Origin of the sequence: Candidatus Poriferisodalis sp., from assembly GCF_965203655.1 — a bacterium.
Taxonomy (GTDB): domain Bacteria; phylum Actinomycetota; class Acidimicrobiia; order Acidimicrobiales; family Poriferisodalaceae; genus Poriferisodalis.
This window is the reverse complement of sequence record NZ_CBDBDD010000008.1, coordinates 293,845-313,045: the sequence shown is the minus strand read 5'-3', so window position 1 is coordinate 313,045 and position 19,201 is coordinate 293,845. Positions and strand designations below refer to the sequence as shown.

The following is a 19,201-nucleotide window of genomic DNA, read 5'->3' as shown; positions in this document are numbered from 1 at the left end:
GCCGATCCCCCAGTGAACATTCCTGCACCCAATCAGCCGGCTGCGGACCGGATGCCGGGCTGCACGTTCTGCGCGATCGCGGCGGGCGAGGTCCCGGCACTGCGCTTCTACGAGGACGATCACGCCGTGGCGTTCATGGACCGGCTGCCCATGACCGTCGGCCACTGCCTGGTCATTCCGCGCCGCCACGTCACTGACATCTGGGAACTCACCGATGACGACGCAGCGCACGTGATGCAGGCAGCACGTCGGGTCGCGGGCCTGGTGCGCGAGCGGCTGAAGCCGGTGGGTGTGAACCTGCTCAACAACAACGGCGCTGCGGCTGACCAGACGCAGTTTCACTTTCACATCCACGTGATCCCGCGCTACGGGCGCGACCGGCTTCTGCACCCGTGGGAGCGGATCTTCGCACCGGCCGGCGAGATCGAATCTGCGTACCGGAAGCTCAGCGCGCCGGATCCCGAGGCCCGGACGGCTGCGGCCCCTCCGAGCTAGCGTCACCCTCCATGAACGACCGCTACGCCCCCTACTCAGCGCTTCAGATCGTGGGCCCCGACGACGACGGCGTGCTCGAGATCGTGATTGACACGCCCGGACGGCTGAATTCGGTAGATGCGCCGAAGCATCTGGCGTTGGCCGATGTCTGGCGCGCGGTGGACGAGGATCCTGACACCCGGGTGGCCGTCATCCGCGGCGCGAACGGCACCTTTTCCGCCGGCGGAGACCTGGACATGATCCAGGAGATCATGGACGACTTCGAGACGCGCCAGCGGGCACTGCGCGAAGCGCGGGACATCGTCTACAACATGATCAACTGCTCCAAGATCATCGTGTCGGCGATCGAGGGCGTTGCCGTCGGGGCCGGTCTGGCCGCGGCGCTGATGGCCGACATCTCGATCGCTGGGCGCAGCGCCCGGATCGTGGACGGACACACCAGACTCGGCGTGGCCGCCGGCGATCACGCTGCGATCGTGTGGCCGATCCTGTGCGGGATGGCCAAGTCGAAGTACTACCTGCTGACCTGCGACACGATCACCGGCGAAGAGGCCGACGACATGGGCCTCGTCAGCAAAGTGGTCGACGACGATGCCGTGCTCGACGAGGCCTTTGGGGTCGCTCGCAGGTTGGCCAAGGGCAGCCAGAGCGCCATCCGCTGGACGAAGTACAGCCTCAACAACTGGATGCGGATGGCGGGGCCCATCTTCGACGCTTCGGCTGCGCTCGAGATGCTGGGTTTCACGGGTTCGGACGCGCGGGAAGGTCACGCCGCGATCGTCGAGAAGCGCCGACCGAATTTCGCCTGATCCCCGCCGAGGATGGAAGAGATCCCGACATGACGGAGCTGGACGCCCCTGCCGAAGACCATCTCACCGCGCATGAGCGGGTCGCGCCGATGGCAGCCGCGAACACCGGCCCGCTGCAAGGCATCCGCATCATCGACTGCACCCACGCGCTGGCAGGTCCGTGGTCGACGATGATGCTCGCCGACCTCGGGGCTGATGTGATCAAGGTGGAGCCGCCGCGGGGCGAGCTGGCCCGCAAGATGGCGCCGTTCACCCGCGAGGACACCGAACGCAACTTCGGCGCCGGATTCGCCAACTACAACCGCAACAAGCGCGGCGTTGCCCTCGATCTGACCGATGATGAGCAGCGGGAACAGTTCCTGCAGCTCGTCGACACCGCGGATGCACTGGTCGAGAACATGCGCGCGGGTGTGATGGATGCGCTCGGAGTGGGCTGGGAGGTGCTCCACGAGCGCAACCCCAGGCTCGTGTACGGCGCTATCCGCGGCTTCGGCGACCCGCGCTCAGGCGAGAGCCCCTATGTCGACTGGCCGGCGTACGACGTCGTGGCCCAGGCGATGTCGGGCATGGTCTCGGCCACCGGCAGCGGTCCCGACGACCGGCACGTCGTGGGCCCCTACATCGGGGACACATACCCCGGCACGATCGGCGCCATGGGGGTGCTGGCGGCGCTGTTCCACGCGCAGAGGACCGGTGAGGGGCAGTTCGTGGACGTCTCGATGGTGGACGCCGTAATGGCCCTCAGCGAGGTCGGTGTCACCCGCTACAGCGTGTTGGGCCAACCCGACACGCCCCCCAGCGGCAACAAGAACCAGTACATCGTGCCATTCGACATCTTCGAGACCGTCGACGGGGCTATCGCCATCGGCGCCCCCACCGACAACCACTGGCGCGAGCTGGCGGTCGCAATGGGCCGGCCCGAGTGGGCCTGGGCGGAGGAGACCCGCACGCTGCGGGCGCGGTACCACCATCGCGACGAGATCATCGCGGCCTTGACCGAGTGGGCCGCGACGCTCACCAATGCAGAGGTCATCGCTGCCATCGGCGGCAAGGTGCCCTGCGGGCCGGTGAACCATCCGATCGACCTGTTCAGCGATCCTCACGTCGCGGCCCGGGACATGCTCGTTGCGGTCGAGCAGCCGGTCGGTCGGCCGATCGTGCAGATAGCCCCGCCGATCCGCATGAGTGCGACGCCGCCGGGCATCTACCGGCGGGCACCCAAGCTGGGCGAGCACAACGACCAGGTGCTCGCGGAGCTCGACGACGACACCGATTGAGCGCGCCCACCCGGGAGACGGCTCGACAACAAAGCACCCACGGCCCACGGGTAGCGTGAGCACGATGGGCAGGCGCAAGCGTCGAGTGCCAGCAGCGCGGACGAGGCCAGCGGATTTCGAGCCGGTGGTCGCCGGCTTGGTCTCTCCCCGGCGGGCGGTGCCCGCGCACATCGAGTTGCCGCCATACGCGCGCAGCGGCCAGGCCTCGCCGGCTCCGAGCGGCGTGTCGCCCTCCAATCAAGCCACCATCGACGCCATGCGGCTGGCAGGCTCAGCCGCACGGCGCGTGCTGGGTGCCGTGGCAGCAGAGATCGCACCGGGCGTCACCAGCGAACATCTCGACGAGATCTGCCACGAAGCGTGCATCGCTGAAGGCGGTTACCCGAGCCCACTGAATTACAACGGGTTTCCCAAGTCGCTGTGCACGTCGGTCAACGAGATCATCTGCCACGGCATTCCCGACGATCGGCCGCTGCGCGACGGCGACATCGTGAATTGCGATGTGACGATCTTCGTGGGCGGCGTTCACGGCGACCACTCCGAGACCTTCCTGGTCGGCGATGTGGACGCACCTTCGGGGCGGCTGGTCGAGGTGACGCGCGAATCGATGTACCACGGCATCGCGGCGGTGCACCCCGGTGCACGGGTGTGCGACATCGGCAGAGCCATCCAGGCCCGCGCCGAGGCGGAGGGCTACGGCGTCGTGCGCGAGTTCGTCGGTCACGGCATCGGGCAGATCTTCCACCGGCTCCCCAACATTCCCCACTACTACGACCCTGCCGCACGCACCGAGCTGGTCGAGGGCATGACATTCACCGTGGAACCGATGATCACCATGGGAATGCCACGCGCCCAGATGTGGCCTGACGGCTGGACTGCGGTGACTGCCGATCGCAGCCGCACTGCCCAGTTCGAGCACACCGTGGTGGTGACTCCGAGCGGCGCCGAGCTGCTGACCGTGACCGATGACGAACCCCAGCCATTCCTTGCCGGCGATCCGACGGCGCGACTCGATCCGGCAAGCTGGCCCCAGCAGTTGAGCACCGCGTCTGCACGGACGGGCTGAGGGATGTGCCGGGTGCGTGCGGTGGTCGCTGCTGCGTGCGCAGTCACGGTGCTGTGCCTCGCAGCCGTGGGTGCCGCGGGGTGCGCCAGCGAGCCCGAGGCCGAGCCGATCCCGACGACGCTTCCCGTGCTCACCACGCTGCGACCCCAGCTCACGACCACAACCATCGCCCCGCCGCCTCCGCAGCGCCGCATCTATGTCGTCCAGCCCGGCGACACGCTCAGCAAGATCGCGAACGGCTTCGGCGTGACAGTGCAGGCGCTCATGGAAGAGAACGGCAAGGAGGACACGCTGCTGCGCATCGGCGAGCAGCTCGTCATTCCGCCGACGGTCGTCGGCGCCGGCAATTCGCAGTGACGGCGGCACGTGCGCTTGTTCGATACCGGTGCTGGGGTGCGGCAGTGATCGCGATGAGTATCGCTGCCGCGGGGTTGTCGGGGGGCTGCTTGCTGCTCGATGACGAGTCGCGCACGGAGGCCGCTGCGTCCACGGTGCCGCCGACCGCGGCACCCACAACGTCGGTGACCGAGCCGGAGCTGCTGACGCCGTACACGGTGGTGCGGGGCGACACGCTCATCCAGATCGCCGATCGGCACGGCATTCACCTCAATGACCTCGTGCGGGTCAACAACATTGCCGATCCCACGAAGATCTTCGTGGGCCAGATCCTGCTGATTCCCCCGCCGCCGGATCCCGATGCGGGGCCGCTGCTCACCATCGCGCCGGCGACCGATCCGGTCCTGCCGCCGCTGCTGCCGACGACGACAGCACCGCCGATCACCGCTCCGGGGTCTGGCTGATGTCTGCGGCACGGCGGATAGCGGGCTTGGACGAAACCGTCGACCGCTGGTGGGAGATCCTGCGAGGTCGCAAGGTGGTCGATCGCGTCATGTACGGCGCTTCAGATGTCGGCGAATTCAGCCAGATCTGGCACGTGCTGGGCGCTATCCGAGCACTCGCACCGCGGCGAGAGGCATCCGATGCGCTTCGCTTCAGCGCGCTCATGGCGCTGGAGTCGCTGGTCGTGAACCAGGGCGTCAAGCGGCTCTTCGGCCGGCACCGGCCGGGCACGGCGGCGGAGAACCCGACCCAGCACCGGCTGCGCCAGCCGATCTCGTCGAGCTTTCCCTCAGGCCACGCGTCGGCGGCGTTCTGCGCGGCCGCAGTGCTGTCGCGTGGTTCCCGGCTCGGGCCGCTGTACCGGCTCGCGGCGGTCATCGTGGCGGTGTCGCGCATCCATGTGCGGCTGCATCACGCCAGCGATGTCATTGCCGGCGCAGCGCTGGGCGAGGCAATCGGCCGTATCGCCGCCCGCCTGATGCGGCGCTGAGTTCAGGCCCGGGCGACGTCCTGGTCGCTCTTGGTCGCGACGGGCGCCGCTGCGGCTTCGTCGCCGCGGCGCAGCAGCGTGCGCACATCGAGCAGCACGTCGGTGATCTCGACTGAGGAGACCAGTTCGCGGCTGAAGAAGTCGCCCAGTGCGTGGTCGATGACTTCGAGCGCGTCGGAGATGATCTGGGGCTCAGCGGTCCGAGTCGGTTCGGTGGTCTCGGTCATCTGTGCTCCCTCCCCGCGCTCGGCGCCTCTGCAGGCGACGTTGCCGGTTGTGTTGCTCACCCTATCTCGCACTTGCGGTTCGTCACCGTCAGTTCACCAGCACGTCAGGGGCCAGCGGCGGATCTCTGGCGCGCCGCCCGCGGCCGGCGCTCTCTGGTACTGCGGTTGGATACCTATCGCGGTTGTATACGGTGCGCCGCCATGAACACGACTGCATCTGCCACGTCGAACCCCGGCCGGCGTCCCTTCACCGGCTTGACCGTCGGCAGCTTGGGCGTGCTGGGCCCGGATGCGATCATCGAGGTCGCTCAGACCGCACAGGCCCAGGGCTACTCATCTGTCTGGACGGTCGAAGCCACCGGAACCGACGCGTTCTCGACGCTCGGCGCCATCAGCCATGCAGCGCCGGAGCTCGATCTGGCTACCGGAATCATCCCAATCCAACTGCGAACCCCACCGCTCGCCGCCATGACGGCAGCAACGCTGCAATGGATGCGCCCGGACCGTGACGTGCTCGTCGGGCTGGGCGTGTCGGCGCCGGGCATCCTGCGCCAGCACGGTGAACCGCCCCCGGATCGCCCGATCGCCATGATGCGCGAGTACGTGGCACTGCTGCGAGAGTGCCTGAGCGGTGAGGCAGTGACCTTCGAAGGCGATTTCTGGCAGGTGCGCCGGTTCCGGCTGGCCGTGCGGCTGGGCGACCGCCGGCCCAAGATCGTGCTGGCGGCGCTGAACCCCCAGATGCTGCGGCTGGCAGGCGAGATCGCCGACGGGGTTTTGCTCAACTACGTGCCTGCCTCCCATGTGCCCGCAGCGGTGGCTGAGGTGCGTGCGGGAGGCGACGCGCAGATCATCTGCTACATCCACGCGGCCGCCGGCGAGCTGGAGCGCTCTGCACGATCGGCCCGGCGGGACTTGCTCAACTACGTGATGGCCGATGGCTACGCCAACGCCTTCCGGGCGGCGGGCTTCGGCGACGAGGTGGACGAGGCACGCGACCGCCAATCCAAGCGGGATCGTGACGGCGCGCTCGCGGCGATCTCGGACGAGATGATCCAGGCCATCGACTTCATCGGCACACCCGCCGAGATCGGTGACTTCGCCCGCGCCTATGTCGATGCCGGCGTGGAGCACCCCGTGCTGATGCCGCTGCCGTGGGGAGATGACCGGCGAGCGGTAACCGACGCAACGGTCACGGCGTTCGCCGACGCATTCGCCTGATCCGCCAGGACGCCGAGGTGGCGCAGCTCAGTCGGCGGCCGCGACCCCCACGGGGCAGGTCTGGCCGGTGCTGCCCAGGCCGCAATAGCCCCACGGGATCTTGTGCAGGTACTGCTGGTGGTAGTCCTCGGCGTAGTAGTAGGGCCCGGCCAGGCAGATCTCGGTGGTGATGCGGCTCAGGCCGGCAACGTCGAGCACGGCCTGGAACATGTCCCTCGACGACTCGGCAATCGCCAGCTCGGCTTCGTCCGCGACGTAGATGCCCGATCGGTACTGCGTGCCGATGTCGTTGCCCTGCCGCATGCCCTGGGTGGGATCGTGGCCCTCCCAGAATGCCTTCAGCATCACCTCGAAGCTGGTGAGCGCCGGGTCGAACACCGCCAGCACGGCCTCGGTGTGGCCGGTCAGGCCCGAGCACACCTCTTCGTAGCTGGGATTCGGCGTGTGGCCGCCGGCGTAGCCCACGGCGGTGGTGTAGACGCCCGGAAGCTGCCAGAAGATGCGCTCGGCACCCCAGAAGCAGCCCATGCCGACCACGATGTGCTTGAAGCCTTCGGGGAACGGCGGCGTCATCGGCGATCCGAGCACGACGTGCGCCGGGGCGACCGGCATCGTCTGGCTGCGGCCGGGCAGCGCAGCGTCGGCGTCCGGGATCTCCAGTTTCCTCGACCACAACGCCACGGTTCTTCCTCCTGCTGTGCTACAGACGCTAGCGACCTAGTGTCAGGAACATGAGCGAGTCGCTGATCCCGGCCGAGACGCTGGAGCGCGTCGGCGAAGTGCTGTCGGGGCCGGTCACCACTGTCATCGACCGGCGCGAGGCACAGCGCTACGCATACGCCGTCGGCGACGAGAACCCCATCTACTTCGATGAGGTCGCGGCACAGGCGGCCGGGTACCGGACGCTGGTGGCGCCGCCCACCTACGTCACCCACGCAGTGGTGCAGCCGAGAACGGCGTCGGACCTGCGCACCGACGGCCTGTACCGCGAGGGCACCCGGATCCGGCTGCGGGTCGACCGGGTGATGTTCGGCGGCGAGGAATGGGACTTTCTCGAACCCGTCTGCGTCGGCGACGAGATCACCGCCACCGTCCGGCTTGCCGCAGTTGACCAGAAGCAGGGCCGCAAGGGACCCTTCGTCCGGCAAGTGCGCGAGACCACCTTCGTCAACCAATTCGGCGACGAGGTCGCCCGTTCGCGCATGATCGGCATCGCACGATGAGCACTGACACTGGCACGGTCACGACCGCCGCAGCACCGGATCTGGCGACCCTCGAGGCCGGCCGGCAACTGCCGCCAATGCACAAGTTTCCCGACGAGGCACAGCTCTTCCTCTACAGCGCGGCCAGCCACAACCCGCACCGGATCCACTACGACCGCGAGTACGCCCGCTTCGAGGGGCACGACGACATCATCGTGCACGGTCCGCTGCAGGGCGCATGGCTCACGCAGTTCGTGACGGACTGGGCGGGACCGGCCGCCCGGCTGCTGGGCGTGACATGGCAGAACCGCGCCAGCGGCCTTCCCGGCGAGGAGCTGGTGTTCTCGGGCACGGTGACGTCGGTCGACCACGAGACGGGGGTCGTCGAGCTGGAGATCGCCGAGCACACCTCCGACGGGAGACTGCTCATGCCGGCGACAGCTAGGGTCCGCCTGCCCACGACGTAGTTGCAGGAGAGCGTCCACGCATGAAGATCGCCGTCGACTTCCCGTCCATTGCGTTCCGCGAGGGACCCGAGCGTGTGCTCGACCTGGCGAAGGCCATCGAGGATCTGGGCTACGACGAGATTGCCGCATTCGACCACGTGGTGATGGGCCACCCGGGTGAGGGACGCTTCACGATCTACCCGGCCAACATGCCGATTCTCGAAGCGCTGATGCTGCTCGCGAACGTGGCCGCGGTGACCGAGCGGGTGTCGCTGTCGACCGAGGTGCTGGTGCTGCCGCAGCGCCAGCCGGTGCTGGTAGCCAAGCAGATCTCGACGCTGGACACGCTGTCGGGCGGGCGGGTGCGTCTGGGCATCGGCGTGGGCTGGCAGGACTCCGAGTACGACGCGCTCGAGGAGGACTTCGGCACCCGGGGCAAGCGCATGGACGAGGCCATCGACCTCATGCGCACCTACTGGGCAGGCGGGCGGATCGGTTACTCCGGCGAGCACTACAACAGCCACGACATGGGCATGGAGCCCGTCTCACCGCAGGGGGCCGACCTCCCGCTGTGGATCGGCGGCGACAGCCGCGCGGCGTTGCGACGCACTGCCCAGAAGGGCGACGGCTGGATGGCGTCGGGCGTCAGCGACGAGCGGGCGCTCGAGTGCATGACGGAGATCCGCCGCCGCGCCGAGGAGGACTTCGGCCGCGACCCCGACGCGATCGGAATGCAGCTCATGCTGGCCCCGCCGCCCCGCACCGATGCCGACAAGGGCTTCTACAAGGACCTGGACGCCATCGGCGAGCGGGCCGCCGTCGTCAAGGCGCTCGGCTTCGACTGGGCCTCGGTGAACGTGACCGCCATCTTCCAAGCCGGTGCCCGCTCGGTCGAGGCCATGATCGACCGGCTGGGCGAGATTCTCGAATGCATCCGGGCCGAGACGGGCTGAAGCCCAGCAACCGCACGCGCTGCCAGAGAGATCACAACACAGAACAGGACAGACCATGAGTCAGCCGCAACTCATCATCGACAATCTCAAGGCCTGCTGGGCGAGCTGCAAGGAGTTCTACGGCTCGCTCGAGGGCGACCAGTGGCAGGTGCAGTCGCACTGCCCCGACTGGACGGTTCACGGCGTCCTGGTACACCAGGTGTCGGTGGAACAGGCCCTGTCGGGCTGGCTGCCGGAGTCGGTCGAAACACCTCCCCCGTTCGGCGACATCGCCGGCTACGTCGCCGCAGCGGCGGCCATGAGCGGACCGGAGCTGACGGCGTTGGCCGCGGAGGTGTGGGACGGGCGTGCCGTGCAGCTCGAGGCGCTCGACGATGAGGTGTTCGACCGCGGGTCGATCACACCGGTCGGGCCCGGAACCTATGGCCGCTTCATGGCGATCCGGGAATTCGACCACTGGATGCACGAGCGCGACTGCCGCACCCCTCTGGGAATGCCGACCGACAACGGCGGTCCGGCCGCCGAGATGGCGCTCAACGAGGTGCACCTGTCGATCGGCTACATCGCGGGCAAGCGGGTAGGTCTCCCCGACGGCGCCTCCATGCACTTCGACATCACCGGCGCCGTGGAGCGAGACATCTACGTGCAGGTGGAGGGCCGGGCCCGTGAGGTGGACCACGTCGAGAACCCGACGGTCACGCTGCACTGCGACTCGATGGCGTTCATGGATCTGACCTGCGGGCGGATCGACCCCGAAGGCCCGATCACCGCAGGGCTGGTGACGTGGTCCGGCGACGAACAGCTCGGCGCCCACGCCGCCCGCAATCTGCGCTTCACGATGTAACCGCCGGCAAGCCCCATCTCAACAAGCCCAAGGCTCACAAGACAAGGAGCACCCACATGTCAGAGACATCCCTGCCCGTACGGCACCTGTTCAGGATGGACATCGATGCCGACCTGACGAATGCCACCCGCATCCGCGGCGGGCCGGCCGGCACCCGCATGGTCGCCTCGGTCGACAGCGGCACGGTCACCGGCGATCGCATCAACGGCACCATCCTCGGCCCGTCAGGCGACTGGCTGTACCGATCCGCCGACGGCACGATGCATCTCGACGTGCGCATCTCGATCCGCACTGACGATGACGTCGACATCCTGATGGAGTACCAGGGGAAGATCTACGGCGACGGCACGCCGCGCTCCGCGCCGACCTTCCAGACCTCGATCGAGGGCCCGTACAACTGGCTCAACAAGATCCAGGCGATCGGCATCGGCTCGATCGACGACGGCAAGCTGGCCTACGAGGTCTACGAGCTGCTCTAGCCGGCACAGCAGCGTCCGAGGCGGCGGGCCAACGCCTGACGGCTCACGCCCTGAAGCCAATTGGGAGCCGGTGGTACGATCCGGCCATGACGGCTGTCACGCTGAATATCGAACCGCTTGATGCCACGTTCGGAGCGTGGGTGCACGACATCGAGCTCCGATCCATCGACGACGCCACCTTCGAAGCCCTGCACGAAACGTGGCTGGAGTACGCGCTGCTGATCTTCTCGGGTCAGTTCCTGACCAACGACGAGCAGGACGCATTCGCCCTGCGCTTCGGCAACTTGGAGTTCAACGCAGCACCCATCTCGAACGTCGGCAAGGACGGCAAGGTCCACCACGAGTCCAGCGACGACCTCGTGAAGTCGCTGAAGGGCAACTGGGGCTGGCACCACGACAGCACCTACATGCCGCTGCAGGCCAAGGGCGCTGTGTTCACCGCCGAGCTGGTGCCCAAAGACGGCGCCGACACTGGCTGGGCTGACATGCGGGCGGCGTACGAGGTGCTGTCGGACGAGGACCGTGAGCTGGTGCACACGCTCGAAGCGCATCACTCGCTCTACTACAGCCAGGGCCGGGCGGGCCTGCTGCCGAAGAAGAAGGACGACGGCAGCTACGGCATGTACGGCTATCACGATCTGGACATCTCGGTCCGGCCGATGGTGAAGGTCCATCCCGACACCGGCCGTCCCAATCTGCTGATCGGCCGGCATGCGCACGACATCATCGGCATGGATCCAGACGAGTCGGTGGCACTGCTGGACCGGCTCAATCACGAGGCCTGCCAGCCGCCGCGCACCTACCAGCACGCGTGGACCGCGGGCGAAGCGGTGATCTGGGACAACCGCCGGCTGATGCACCAGGGCGTGCCGTTCGACATGTCCCAGCCGCGCAAGATGTGGCATTCACGCATCGCCGGTGAGCTCGAATCCGAGCTGGCGCTCAACCACACGGCCGAGACGGCGGGCTTCAAGCACGGCCGCGACGCCATCATGAACTCGGTTTCGTAGCCGGTCCGATACCTGCAACGAAAGGAACATCGTGGCTGCGTACGTCATCACACGGGTCAACGTCACCGACCCGGACCAGTACGAGAAGTACAAGGCCCTCTCGCCGGCCGCTGTGGCCGAGAGCGGCGGGAAGTTCATCGTGCGCGGCGGTGATTCGGTGACCCTCGAGGGTCCTGAGGAGAATCGCCGGCTCGTCGTGCTGGAGTTCCCCGACGTCGACTCGGCCAAGAACTTCTACGACTCCGCGAAATACCGTCACGCTCGCGATGTCCGAGCCGGCGCCGCCGAATTCCAGATGGTGGTCGTCGAAGGCGTCTGAACCGGTCACCGCATACGTCTACGGTCCGGTATTGAGCACACAGGAGCAGGCACATGGCGCGCAAGTCGATCGAGATTGAGAGCTTCCAGCACGCGAACCCGATTCCCGCGGCGACCCGGATCGGTCCGTTCTTGACGTCGAGCATCACGCCGCCGACCAATCCTGGGTCGCGCGACGTTCCCGACAGCCTCGAGGAGCAGATCGAGAACCTGTTCACCCACGTCGGCCAGATGCTGGAAGGTGCCGGCGCCACCTGGGATGACATGGCCAAGATGACCTTCTACGTCACCGACCCTGCAGCGTCACGCCCGGCGCTGAACGGGCCGTGGCTGGAGCGCTTCCCCGACCCCGAGTCGCGCCCCGCCCGCCACAACATGAAGGTGGAAGGCGGCGGGCCGGTGCAGATCTCCTGCACCTTCGAGGCCTACATCGAAGACTGAGCCTCAGTCGTCATCTGCGGGTAACCCCACACCGAAGCTGATCTGGCCGAGGGGGCCGAAGTCGGCGACGATGGCATCGCCGGGGCGGATCGTGCGGGCTCGGATGAACGAGCCTGACAGGATGGCGTGACCGGCCGACATCGTGACGCCGAACTCGTGGAGCTTGCGGGCCAGCCAGGCCACCGAGTTGAGCGGGTTGCCCATGACGGCGGCAGCCGTGCCGGACTCTTCGAGGTCGCCGTTGAGGTACAGCGCACCGCCGATGTGTCGGATGTCGACGTCGGTGAGCTTGGTGGGGCGGCCGCCCACGATGATGAACCCGCATGAGGCGGCGTCGGCGATGCTGTCGGCCACGCCGGCCTGGGTGCTGCGCCGGTTGTAGCGCCGGTCCACCACCTCGATGGCCGGCAAGATGAAGTCGGTGGCGCGCATCACGTCGATGGCGTTGGTGTCGGGCCCTCCGAGGTCGGACTTCAGCACGAAGACGATCTCGATCTCCACCAGCGGCACGTTGAGGATCGACGCCGGCACGATCGAGCCCTCGTCGAGGAACCAGTTGTCGAACAGCGTGCCGTAGTCGGGCTCGGTGGCACCTGATGTCGAGCGCATGGCCTTGGAGGTGAGGCCGACCTTGTACCCCTTGATGACGCGGCCCGCCGCCACCTTGGCGTCAGTGACGTGCTGGCCGATGGCGTAGGCGTCGTCGTTGTCGGCACCCGGGTAGGTGTCGGTGATCGGGTCGATCCACTCGCGGGTGTTCTCGGCATGCAGCAACGCCGCAGCCGCTTCCCGCCGCTGCTCGTCGGTCATCGCCATGTCGTGCTCCCCGTCTCAAGCGCCCCGGCGCGCCTCATCGCCAGCCGGCCCAGCTGGCCCAGTCAGCCGAGAACGCTAGAGCTTCCGCCTCCCGGCTCCATTGGACAACGTCAGCACAGTGATGCGGCTGCTAGTAGGTGGCGTTGCCCCAAGTCTCGTCGAAAACGATCTCCGACAGCGGCAGCCGGTCGAGCTTGCTCGGGAACGGCGTCGACCGGTAGCCGACGGCGATGTGGGCGGCCGTGGCTACGCCTTCGGGAATGTCGAGCATCTCGGCAACCTGCGGCTCGTACATGCACAGCAGCGTGGTGAGGGCCGTGCCCAGGCCGGCCTCCCGGCAGCCGAGCAGGAAGTTCTGCACGGCGGGGTAGATCGAGCCGCCGCCCACGACGCTGAGCCGGCCCAGCTCGGTGTCGGTGGGATGGACGCCGTCGATGTACCCGCAGGCCACCACGATCACCGGCACCTCGGCGAAGTGCTCAGCGAAGTAGTCGGCGCTGTCGAGCAGCCGCTTGGCCTTGTCGCCGACGATCTCGATGTCGCCGCTGCGAGCCATGCCCAGGTAGGCCTTCCACGGCTCCAAGTACCACTCCTGCAGCTGCTGCTTCTTCGCTTCGTCACGCACCACGATGAAGCGCACCGGCTGGCGGTTACCGCCCTGCGGTGCGTGCCGGGCGTAGTCGAACGCCTGCTCCAGCGTCGCGTCCGACACTGGATCCTTCGTGAAGTACCGCGTCGTCATCGACGTCAGTGCTGCCTCGCCAAGTTCCATGGTTTCCTCGCTTCGCTCAGATGCGGCGCTCGCCGCAGGCCGCCGGGCTCCAGCGACGCTCGCATGACAGTAGCCATGATGCCTGCGACGATTGGCGCCTGCGCTAGCGCAGTAGTGCGATGACCCTGCTCTTGCCATCGTTACCCAGCGGTTGGATTCCACGATCGAACTCCCACACACCTGTAGTGGCGTCGAGGGCCTCGTACATGTGTAGGACAACTTGGCGAACGCTGTGCAGATTCGATGGCCAGTTGTGCTCGTGAGCACAGTCTCGTATCGCCGCCGAATTCGCATCAAGGTGGCGAAGCCAACGCTCTATGGCCGCCGGTCCCAACATCGAGTCAGACTTAGTGCTGTTGACGCTGCGCGTCGTCATCAGAAAGTTCTCTACTTGCGAGAGGCGAGCTCTCGACCACGGCACCACGTGGTCCAGCTCCAGCGAATCTCCGGCGGTTGGCAAGGATGCTCCGGTGAAGATGCATCGCCCCTGCTGAATCTGGACGAGGCGCTCGCGCATCTTCTGCGGCGGCATGATCCGCTCGTGTCCGAACAAGTGCGAATAGACGTCGTCGACTGGCAGATTGAGCGTCTCGTGGTTAATTCTCACCACTTCCTGGGCGAATCTGAACTCGATCAATGGGCGCAGAATGCCCGCGAACCTCGTCAGACTCTCGGCGACTCCTGGCAACAGCGTGAGTCCCTCTCGGCCCGAGGGCGAGTCGTAGAGGAACGGATCGGGATTGCCAGGCAGTTGCTGAAGCAGACGCACGGGGTTCTTCAACAGAGATGCTCGGACTCGCGCTAGCGCCGTCTCCGACGCCTCCTCCCAATCCGAGTGCCATTCGAGGCGTTCGATGCTGCGCTTGACGAACTCCAGCGGTTTGTCGCGGAGATCGCCACGACGGCGCTCCGTCAGCAGCGTCCTGAGTCTGTGCACTTCTTGCATGACGGTCGTGTCATCGGCCGTCGTGCCATCGCCGCGTTCCTTGCGTGCGGAGCTCTGACGCAGCGTCACCCCTTGATAAGGGCGCACATGCTCCCAGTGAATCTCGAGGTAGCGCTCCGCAACCCGGATTGGCGAGATGGTGGCCGCGTCGCCGTCAAGTGTCGGAGCCAAGTCGAGCAACGTAAGCAACAGGCCAAGCTTGTTGGTGCCGGTCATCGCAGCACGGTCAAGAATCTCCAGCACGCCCTGGATTGGATCCAGCCGAACTGACCGACCAGTGCCGTCGGAACTCACGCAGTCGAAGGTAGCGCCAGCCATCGAGACGTCTCGGCAAGCTGTGGTCTCGGGTCGCACGCGACAATGACAGTCGGTAGCTCGAGACGAGGTGACAGGCAGCATGCGGTTGGACGAGATCACAGCTGAGGACTTGACGGCGGAGCAGGCTGCGGTGCTCGATGCCATCCGGAGCGGACCTCGGGGCGCTTCGGGGCGGGGACCGGCACTGCGGGGCCTCGTTGGGCCGTACGGCGTGTGGGTGAGGGCGCCCAGCGTGGGTATCGAGGCGCAGGCGCTGGGGGCCGCGGTGCGGTTCGCGTCACCGCTGCCCGAGAGCGTCAAGGAGGCCGCTATCTGCACCGTCGGGGCCTTCTTCCGAGCCAAGTTCGAGTTTGCCGCGCACCGCATCCTCGGTCTCGAAGCCGGACTCGACCCGGCCGACCTTGAAGCCCTGCGCATCGGCGACACCCCCAGCTTCGCCGGCGACGAAGCCACCTCCCACGCAGTCGCTGCCGAGCTGGTGCGCGACCACCGCATCAGCGACGCCACCTACACCGCGGCCGTCGACGCTTTCGGCGAGACCGGCCTCGTGGAGCTGGTCACCACCGTGGGCTACTACTGCCTGATCTCCGTCACGCTCAACGCGTTCGAGATCCCACTCCCCGACGACTGGGACGACCCCTTCCCCGACTAGCCCGCCAGCTTCCACCGCCCGCACGGCATTGCCTTCCGATGAGGCGGAGCGGAAGACGAAAGTTGTGAGCGGCGCGCAGCGCGCGCCTAGGTTCGGGGCGAGGCAGGCGGAGGCCGGCCTGAGGCGTACTGGGAGGACGGGTGAGCGAGGCAACGGACGCTGAGGAACGGGAGGTGATGGACTGGCAGCGCTACGGCGTCGCCGTGCGGGAGCTGGCACAGATGATCGCCGACGACGGCTACCGGCCCCACATGATCCTGGCGATCGCCCGGGGCGGGCTGTTCTGTGCGGGCTCGCTGGGCTACGCCCTGTCGGTCAAGAACATCTACGTCATGAACTGCGAGTACTACACCGGCGTCGACGAGCGCCTCGAAGTACCGATCATGCTGCCGCCAACGCCTGACCTCGTCGACCACCGCGACTCCGACATCCTCATCGCCGACGACGTCGCCGACACCGGCCACACGCTCAAGCTGGTCTACGACTTCTGCCTGCCGCGGGTGCGCAGCGTCCGCACCGCGGTGCTGTACGAGAAGCCGTGGTCGACGGTCAACTGCGACTGGGTATGGCGCCGCACCGACCTGTGGATCAACTTCCCGTGGTCGACCGAGCCGCCCATCGTGACCGACGAGCAGGCCCGCTCCTGAGCTAGGCGCAACACCAGGCGCTGCGCTACGCGACCTCGCCGCAGTCGGCGCATTCGCCGTAGAGATCGAGGCTGTGGCGCAGCGGCGTGAAGCCCGCCTCGCCCGCAGCGCCAGTCAGTGCACGATCCACCTCGGCCTCGAGCGCACCGTCGATGCGCATGTCCTCGATCGTCCCGCACGACACGCAGATCAGGTGATGGTGATGGCCGAGCAGCGCTTCGGCGAGCTCGAAATGCGCACGGTCGCCGCCCGCGCTGATGCGAACCACGATGCCGCCCTCGCGAAGCGCTTCGAGGTTGCGATATGCAGAGCTCTGGGGCACCTCGGGAACGGTTGACACGATGTCGCGCAGCGTGAGCGGCCGTTGCGCCGACGCCAGCACCGTGACGAGGGCGCGCCGTCCTTCGGTGTAGCGGTGCCCCGCTACCGCGAGCCGCTGCTTCACATCTTCGTGAAGCTGCTCGAGATCCTTCGGAGGCTCCATCCGGCTCTCCCGGTCAGATTCGCGAACGGACCAAGGAGGCGAGGCCCGGTCGCCCCCGGCGGTCACAGCTGTCGGGCGTGCTCATGGGAAGCATCGTGGTCATAGTCGTGGTGGTGACCGTGGTGGCTGCCCGCCGGCAAGAACTGTCCCTGGTGGGAGTGCGAGATAACACCGACGCTCGGGCCACAGCCGGGATCGCCCGCCTCACGGGCGTGGATGCTCTCCATGACGAACTCGTGCTCGGCGCCGTCACGGGCCACCACTTCGCCGCCGAAGGCCGCTGTCAGGTTCGCATCGGTCAGCACCTCGTCGGGAGGCCCGTCGGCAAGCACCATCCCCTTCAGCAGCAGCACACGATCGCAGCGTCGTGCCTCTTGCAGGTGGTGCGTCGACATCACCACGAGATGCCCGGCTGCACGCTCAGCCTCGATCACCTCGAGAATGGTCGTCTGGCTCGGCAAGTCCAGGCCGGTGATCGGCTCGTCGAACAGCAAGCAGTCATATTCCGATGCGAGCACCATCGCCACCATGACTCGCTGGCGCTGACCGCCGGATAGCTCGCCGAAGGAACGCTGACGCAGGTGTGCAACGTCGAGCCGCTCGGCCGCAACACGAACCGCTTCCTTGTCGCTGCGACGAAACCGCTTCAGCAGTCCGCGACTGCGATAGCGCCCGATGGTCAGTACCTCTTGCACCGTCATCGGCATGAAGGGATGCGGCTGGTGGTGCTGGCACACGAACCCCACTCTGACGTCGCCAAGAGACTCCATTCGGCCCGACGTCGGGCGTTGCAGCCCGCTGAGCACCCGCAGCAAGGTGGTCTTGCCGCTCCCATTCGGACCCATGAGTGCGACCGACGACGCGCCCTCGAGCTTCAGATCGCCTGTTTCGAGCACATGGCAAGGCCCAAAAGAGACACGGACGTCGTGGAGATGGAACAGGGCGTGCCTCACTTCGATTTCACAGGTGGTTGGGTGCTCCAGCCTCGATAGGGTAGCTGAAACTGGTTCTCATTCTCAAAACCCGGGGTGAGGCTAGAGCACCACTGGGGCTCTTCCACACCTGAATCGAAGCATAGGGGAGGCACAAATGACGGTCGAAGCTGGCGCGAGTCGACAAAGGCGTCGACGGATCCGCAAGAGCGGATTGGTGGTGGCGGCGGCTGCGGCGCTGTTCGCTGCTGCATGCACCGGAACCGATGCCGAAACCGACGCGGCTGACGCGACAGATGCATCCTCGGCAGTGCCGTCGGTGATCACCACGACGAGCATCTGGGGCGACGTGGTCAGCAACGTGGGTTGCGAGGACAGCGTCTCGGTAACCACCCTCATCCCGCAGGGCGGGGATCCGCACTCCTACGAGCCATCGTTGCGAGACCGCGAGACGATGGGCGCAGCCGATCTGGTGGTCGCGAACGGCCTGGGTCTCGAGGAGCGCATCGAGGACACCCTGGAAGCTGTCGCAGCCGAGGGCGTGCATGTGTTCGAGGTGGCGGAGCACATCGACACCATCGAGTTCGAGTTCAGCGGTGGGCACGACGACCACGACGAAGAGGACGGGCACGACCACCACGACGACCACGACGAGGAAGACGGGCACGACGACCACGACGAGGAAGACGGGCACGACGACCACGACGAGGAAGACGGGCACGACGACCACGACGAGGAAGACGGGCACGACGACCACGACGAGGAAGACGGGCACGACGACCACGACGAGGAAGACGGGCACGACGACCACGACGAGGAAGACGGGCACGACGACCACGACGAGGAAGACGGGCACGACGACCACGACGAAGAGGACGGGCACGACGACCACGACGACGACGACCACGGGCACATGGATGACGACCACGCCGACGAGGACGATCACGGGCACGACCACAGCGGTGGCGACCCCCACGTCTGGCTCGATCTGCAGCGCGTCGCCGGAGTGCTGGGCGAATTGGCCGACGAACTGATCCATGCCGGCGCCGATGCCGACACCGTCAACCGCTGCTTGGAGTCCTACCGAGAGGCCTTGGAAGACGCCGATGCCGAGATCGCCGAGATTCTCGACGCAGTGCCGGCGGATCGCCGCATCCTGATCACCAACCACGATGCGTTCGGATACTTCGCCGACCGCTACGGCTTCGAGATCGTGGGCACCGTGATTCCCTCGCTCTCCACGGCAGCGGAAACCAACCCCGCTCTGCTGGAAGAGCTGACCGAGATCATCGAGCACGAAGGCGTGCCCGCTGTGTTCTCGGAGACGACACACTCCGACGCCGATATCCAGGCCTTGGCAACCGCCGCAGGCAACATCAACGTGGTGCAGTTGCTCACTGGCAGCCTCGCGCCGGAGGGTGAAGACGGCGACACGCTGATCGGAATGCTGAGGTTCAACGCGCAAGCAATTGCGGACGCACTCGGTTGAGAGACCTAGCGTTGCAACGACACCACC

At 66.8% G+C, this 19,201-nt stretch carries 26 protein-coding genes; 19 read left to right on the top strand and 7 right to left on the bottom strand.

Annotated features, from left to right (window positions below; translation table 11 throughout):
• Nucleotides 1–12 precede the first annotated feature (12 nt).
• From ACOGW9_RS10080 to ACOGW9_RS10050, 7 genes are all read left to right on the top strand, one after another.
• The gene (locus ACOGW9_RS10080) at nucleotides 13–495 is read left to right on the top strand and encodes an HIT family protein (RefSeq protein ID WP_419910833.1); all 483 of its coding nucleotides are present in this window, start codon (nucleotides 13–15) and stop codon (nucleotides 493–495) included.
• A gap of 11 nt (nucleotides 496–506) precedes the next feature.
• On the top strand, nucleotides 507–1,304 hold the full coding sequence (locus ACOGW9_RS10075) for an enoyl-CoA hydratase/isomerase family protein (protein WP_419910831.1): 798 nt from the start codon (nucleotides 507–509) through the stop codon (nucleotides 1,302–1,304).
• A gap of 29 nt (nucleotides 1,305–1,333) precedes the next feature.
• Nucleotides 1,334–2,581 (top strand): CaiB/BaiF CoA transferase family protein, encoded by a 1,248-nt coding sequence (locus ACOGW9_RS10070; RefSeq protein ID WP_419910830.1) that lies wholly within the window; start codon nucleotides 1,334–1,336, stop codon nucleotides 2,579–2,581.
• A gap of 64 nt (nucleotides 2,582–2,645) precedes the next feature.
• A complete protein-coding gene (gene map, locus ACOGW9_RS10065; protein ID WP_419910828.1) occupies nucleotides 2,646–3,647 on the top strand; it encodes a type I methionyl aminopeptidase in 1,002 nt (333 codons plus the stop codon).
• Between the two features lie 12 nt (nucleotides 3,648–3,659).
• Nucleotides 3,660–4,004: a LysM peptidoglycan-binding domain-containing protein gene (locus ACOGW9_RS10060; protein WP_419910826.1), complete on the top strand. Its 345-nt coding sequence runs from the start codon at nucleotides 3,660–3,662 to the stop codon at nucleotides 4,002–4,004.
• A gap of 53 nt (nucleotides 4,005–4,057) precedes the next feature.
• Nucleotides 4,058–4,447 carry a LysM peptidoglycan-binding domain-containing protein gene (locus ACOGW9_RS10055; RefSeq protein ID WP_419910824.1) on the top strand — a complete coding sequence of 130 codons (390 nt, stop codon included), beginning with the start codon at nucleotides 4,058–4,060 and terminating at the stop codon, nucleotides 4,445–4,447.
• Nucleotides 4,447–4,977: a phosphatase PAP2 family protein gene (locus tag ACOGW9_RS10050; RefSeq protein ID WP_419910822.1), complete on the top strand. Its 531-nt coding sequence runs from the start codon at nucleotides 4,447–4,449 to the stop codon at nucleotides 4,975–4,977. Before ACOGW9_RS10055 ends, ACOGW9_RS10050 begins: the two co-directional genes overlap by 1 nt.
• 2 nt (nucleotides 4,978–4,979) lie before the next feature.
• Here the strand turns inward: ACOGW9_RS10050 and ACOGW9_RS10045 are convergent, their stop codons facing one another.
• On the bottom strand, nucleotides 4,980–5,204 hold the full coding sequence (locus ACOGW9_RS10045) for a hypothetical protein (RefSeq protein WP_419910820.1): 225 nt from the start codon (nucleotides 5,202–5,204) through the stop codon (nucleotides 4,980–4,982).
• A gap of 201 nt (nucleotides 5,205–5,405) precedes the next feature.
• On the opposite strand from ACOGW9_RS10045, the gene ACOGW9_RS10040 reads away from it, so the two are divergent.
• A complete protein-coding gene (locus ACOGW9_RS10040; RefSeq protein ID WP_419910818.1) occupies nucleotides 5,406–6,425 on the top strand; it encodes an LLM class flavin-dependent oxidoreductase in 1,020 nt (339 codons plus the stop codon).
• 27 nt (nucleotides 6,426–6,452) lie between these two features.
• On the opposite strand, the gene msrA is transcribed toward ACOGW9_RS10040, so the two are convergent.
• Complete coding sequence (gene msrA, locus ACOGW9_RS10035; protein WP_419911292.1) at nucleotides 6,453–7,037, bottom strand: peptide-methionine (S)-S-oxide reductase MsrA; 585 nt, start codon at nucleotides 7,035–7,037, stop codon at nucleotides 6,453–6,455.
• Between the two features lie 119 nt (nucleotides 7,038–7,156).
• On the opposite strand from msrA, the gene ACOGW9_RS10030 reads away from it, so the two are divergent.
• The 8 genes from ACOGW9_RS10030 to ACOGW9_RS09995 all read left to right on the top strand — a co-directional run bounded on the left by ACOGW9_RS10030 (nucleotide 7,157) and on the right by ACOGW9_RS09995 (nucleotide 12,118).
• On the top strand, nucleotides 7,157–7,648 hold the full coding sequence (locus ACOGW9_RS10030; protein ID WP_419910816.1) for an FAS1-like dehydratase domain-containing protein: 492 nt from the start codon (nucleotides 7,157–7,159) through the stop codon (nucleotides 7,646–7,648).
• Nucleotides 7,645–8,094, top strand: coding sequence for a MaoC/PaaZ C-terminal domain-containing protein (locus tag ACOGW9_RS10025; RefSeq protein WP_419910814.1), 450 nt, complete (start codon nucleotides 7,645–7,647; stop codon nucleotides 8,092–8,094). Before ACOGW9_RS10030 ends, ACOGW9_RS10025 begins: the two co-directional genes overlap by 4 nt.
• 20 nt (nucleotides 8,095–8,114) lie before the next feature.
• Nucleotides 8,115–9,026: an LLM class F420-dependent oxidoreductase gene (locus ACOGW9_RS10020; RefSeq protein WP_419910812.1), complete on the top strand. Its 912-nt coding sequence runs from the start codon at nucleotides 8,115–8,117 to the stop codon at nucleotides 9,024–9,026.
• A 55-nt stretch (nucleotides 9,027–9,081) separates the two neighbouring features.
• Complete coding sequence (locus ACOGW9_RS10015) at nucleotides 9,082–9,870, top strand: maleylpyruvate isomerase family mycothiol-dependent enzyme (RefSeq protein WP_419910810.1); 789 nt, start codon at nucleotides 9,082–9,084, stop codon at nucleotides 9,868–9,870.
• A gap of 56 nt (nucleotides 9,871–9,926) precedes the next feature.
• Nucleotides 9,927–10,349: a DUF3237 domain-containing protein gene (locus ACOGW9_RS10010; protein WP_419910808.1), complete on the top strand. Its 423-nt coding sequence runs from the start codon at nucleotides 9,927–9,929 to the stop codon at nucleotides 10,347–10,349.
• An 86-nt stretch (nucleotides 10,350–10,435) separates the two neighbouring features.
• Complete coding sequence (locus tag ACOGW9_RS10005) at nucleotides 10,436–11,359, top strand: TauD/TfdA dioxygenase family protein (RefSeq protein ID WP_419910806.1); 924 nt, start codon at nucleotides 10,436–10,438, stop codon at nucleotides 11,357–11,359.
• 31 nt (nucleotides 11,360–11,390) lie between these two features.
• Entirely contained in the window at nucleotides 11,391–11,678 is a 288-nt protein-coding gene (locus tag ACOGW9_RS10000; protein ID WP_419910804.1) for a DUF1330 domain-containing protein, read from the top strand.
• A 53-nt stretch (nucleotides 11,679–11,731) separates the two neighbouring features.
• A complete protein-coding gene (locus tag ACOGW9_RS09995; RefSeq protein ID WP_419910802.1) occupies nucleotides 11,732–12,118 on the top strand; it encodes a RidA family protein in 387 nt (128 codons plus the stop codon).
• Nucleotides 12,119–12,121: 3 nt separating this feature from the next.
• Here the strand turns inward: ACOGW9_RS09995 and ACOGW9_RS09990 are convergent, their stop codons facing one another.
• The 3 genes from ACOGW9_RS09990 to ACOGW9_RS09980 all read right to left on the bottom strand — a co-directional run bounded on the left by ACOGW9_RS09990 (nucleotide 12,122) and on the right by ACOGW9_RS09980 (nucleotide 14,946).
• Complete coding sequence (locus ACOGW9_RS09990; RefSeq protein ID WP_419910800.1) at nucleotides 12,122–12,934, bottom strand: 2-keto-4-pentenoate hydratase; 813 nt, start codon at nucleotides 12,932–12,934, stop codon at nucleotides 12,122–12,124.
• A 130-nt stretch (nucleotides 12,935–13,064) separates the two neighbouring features.
• Entirely contained in the window at nucleotides 13,065–13,706 is a 642-nt protein-coding gene (locus ACOGW9_RS09985) for a nitroreductase family protein (protein ID WP_419910798.1), read from the bottom strand.
• Between the two features lie 103 nt (nucleotides 13,707–13,809).
• Nucleotides 13,810–14,946, bottom strand: a complete 1,137-nt coding sequence (locus ACOGW9_RS09980) for an HNH endonuclease (protein WP_419910796.1) — start codon at nucleotides 14,944–14,946, stop codon at nucleotides 13,810–13,812.
• A 103-nt stretch (nucleotides 14,947–15,049) separates the two neighbouring features.
• Here ACOGW9_RS09980 and ACOGW9_RS09975 point away from each other — a divergent pair, with 103 nt between their 5' ends.
• The gene (locus tag ACOGW9_RS09975) at nucleotides 15,050–15,622 is read left to right on the top strand and encodes a carboxymuconolactone decarboxylase family protein (RefSeq protein ID WP_419910794.1); all 573 of its coding nucleotides are present in this window, start codon (nucleotides 15,050–15,052) and stop codon (nucleotides 15,620–15,622) included.
• Between the two features lie 176 nt (nucleotides 15,623–15,798).
• On the top strand, nucleotides 15,799–16,269 hold the full coding sequence (locus ACOGW9_RS09970) for a phosphoribosyltransferase (RefSeq protein ID WP_419911290.1): 471 nt from the start codon (nucleotides 15,799–15,801) through the stop codon (nucleotides 16,267–16,269).
• 25 nt (nucleotides 16,270–16,294) lie between these two features.
• Here the strand turns inward: ACOGW9_RS09970 and ACOGW9_RS09965 are convergent, their stop codons facing one another.
• Both ACOGW9_RS09965 and ACOGW9_RS09960 read right to left on the bottom strand, forming a co-directional pair.
• Nucleotides 16,295–16,753, bottom strand: coding sequence for a Fur family transcriptional regulator (locus ACOGW9_RS09965; RefSeq protein WP_419854170.1), 459 nt, complete (start codon nucleotides 16,751–16,753; stop codon nucleotides 16,295–16,297).
• 62 nt (nucleotides 16,754–16,815) lie between these two features.
• Nucleotides 16,816–17,649, bottom strand: coding sequence for a metal ABC transporter ATP-binding protein (locus tag ACOGW9_RS09960; RefSeq protein WP_419910792.1), 834 nt, complete (start codon nucleotides 17,647–17,649; stop codon nucleotides 16,816–16,818).
• A gap of 193 nt (nucleotides 17,650–17,842) precedes the next feature.
• Here ACOGW9_RS09960 and ACOGW9_RS09955 point away from each other — a divergent pair, with 193 nt between their 5' ends.
• Complete coding sequence (locus ACOGW9_RS09955; RefSeq protein WP_419910790.1) at nucleotides 17,843–19,174, top strand: metal ABC transporter solute-binding protein, Zn/Mn family; 1,332 nt, start codon at nucleotides 17,843–17,845, stop codon at nucleotides 19,172–19,174.
• Nucleotides 19,175–19,201 lie beyond the last annotated feature (27 nt).

What these genes read in the sequence shown, in the direction of transcription:
- ACOGW9_RS10075 (WP_419910831.1), top strand. Translation starts at nt 507, where the DNA reads ATGAACGACCGCTACGCCCCCTACTCAGCGCTTCAGATCGTGGGCCCC.
- ACOGW9_RS10070 (WP_419910830.1), top strand. Translation starts at nt 1,334, where the DNA reads ATGACGGAGCTGGACGCCCCTGCCGAAGACCATCTCACCGCGCATGAG.
- map (WP_419910828.1), top strand. Translation starts at nt 2,646, where the DNA reads ATGGGCAGGCGCAAGCGTCGAGTGCCAGCAGCGCGGACGAGGCCAGCG.
- ACOGW9_RS10055 (WP_419910824.1), top strand. Translation starts at nt 4,058, where the DNA reads ATGAGTATCGCTGCCGCGGGGTTGTCGGGGGGCTGCTTGCTGCTCGAT.
- ACOGW9_RS10050 (WP_419910822.1), top strand. Translation starts at nt 4,447, where the DNA reads ATGTCTGCGGCACGGCGGATAGCGGGCTTGGACGAAACCGTCGACCGC.
- ACOGW9_RS10045 (WP_419910820.1), bottom strand. Translation starts at nt 5,204, where the DNA reads ATGACCGAGACCACCGAACCGACTCGGACCGCTGAGCCCCAGATCATC.
- ACOGW9_RS10040 (WP_419910818.1), top strand. Translation starts at nt 5,406, where the DNA reads ATGAACACGACTGCATCTGCCACGTCGAACCCCGGCCGGCGTCCCTTC.
- msrA (WP_419911292.1), bottom strand. Translation starts at nt 7,037, where the DNA reads ATGCCGGTCGCCCCGGCGCACGTCGTGCTCGGATCGCCGATGACGCCG.
- ACOGW9_RS10030 (WP_419910816.1), top strand. Translation starts at nt 7,157, where the DNA reads ATGAGCGAGTCGCTGATCCCGGCCGAGACGCTGGAGCGCGTCGGCGAA.
- ACOGW9_RS10025 (WP_419910814.1), top strand. Translation starts at nt 7,645, where the DNA reads ATGAGCACTGACACTGGCACGGTCACGACCGCCGCAGCACCGGATCTG.
- ACOGW9_RS10020 (WP_419910812.1), top strand. Translation starts at nt 8,115, where the DNA reads ATGAAGATCGCCGTCGACTTCCCGTCCATTGCGTTCCGCGAGGGACCC.
- ACOGW9_RS10015 (WP_419910810.1), top strand. Translation starts at nt 9,082, where the DNA reads ATGAGTCAGCCGCAACTCATCATCGACAATCTCAAGGCCTGCTGGGCG.
- ACOGW9_RS10010 (WP_419910808.1), top strand. Translation starts at nt 9,927, where the DNA reads ATGTCAGAGACATCCCTGCCCGTACGGCACCTGTTCAGGATGGACATC.
- ACOGW9_RS10005 (WP_419910806.1), top strand. Translation starts at nt 10,436, where the DNA reads ATGACGGCTGTCACGCTGAATATCGAACCGCTTGATGCCACGTTCGGA.
- ACOGW9_RS09995 (WP_419910802.1), top strand. Translation starts at nt 11,732, where the DNA reads ATGGCGCGCAAGTCGATCGAGATTGAGAGCTTCCAGCACGCGAACCCG.
- ACOGW9_RS09990 (WP_419910800.1), bottom strand. Translation starts at nt 12,934, where the DNA reads ATGGCGATGACCGACGAGCAGCGGCGGGAAGCGGCTGCGGCGTTGCTG.
- ACOGW9_RS09985 (WP_419910798.1), bottom strand. Translation starts at nt 13,706, where the DNA reads ATGGAACTTGGCGAGGCAGCACTGACGTCGATGACGACGCGGTACTTC.
- ACOGW9_RS09975 (WP_419910794.1), top strand. Translation starts at nt 15,050, where the DNA reads ATGCGGTTGGACGAGATCACAGCTGAGGACTTGACGGCGGAGCAGGCT.
- ACOGW9_RS09970 (WP_419911290.1), top strand. Translation starts at nt 15,799, where the DNA reads ATGGACTGGCAGCGCTACGGCGTCGCCGTGCGGGAGCTGGCACAGATG.
- ACOGW9_RS09965 (WP_419854170.1), bottom strand. Translation starts at nt 16,753, where the DNA reads ATGGAGCCTCCGAAGGATCTCGAGCAGCTTCACGAAGATGTGAAGCAG.
- ACOGW9_RS09955 (WP_419910790.1), top strand. Translation starts at nt 17,843, where the DNA reads ATGACGGTCGAAGCTGGCGCGAGTCGACAAAGGCGTCGACGGATCCGC.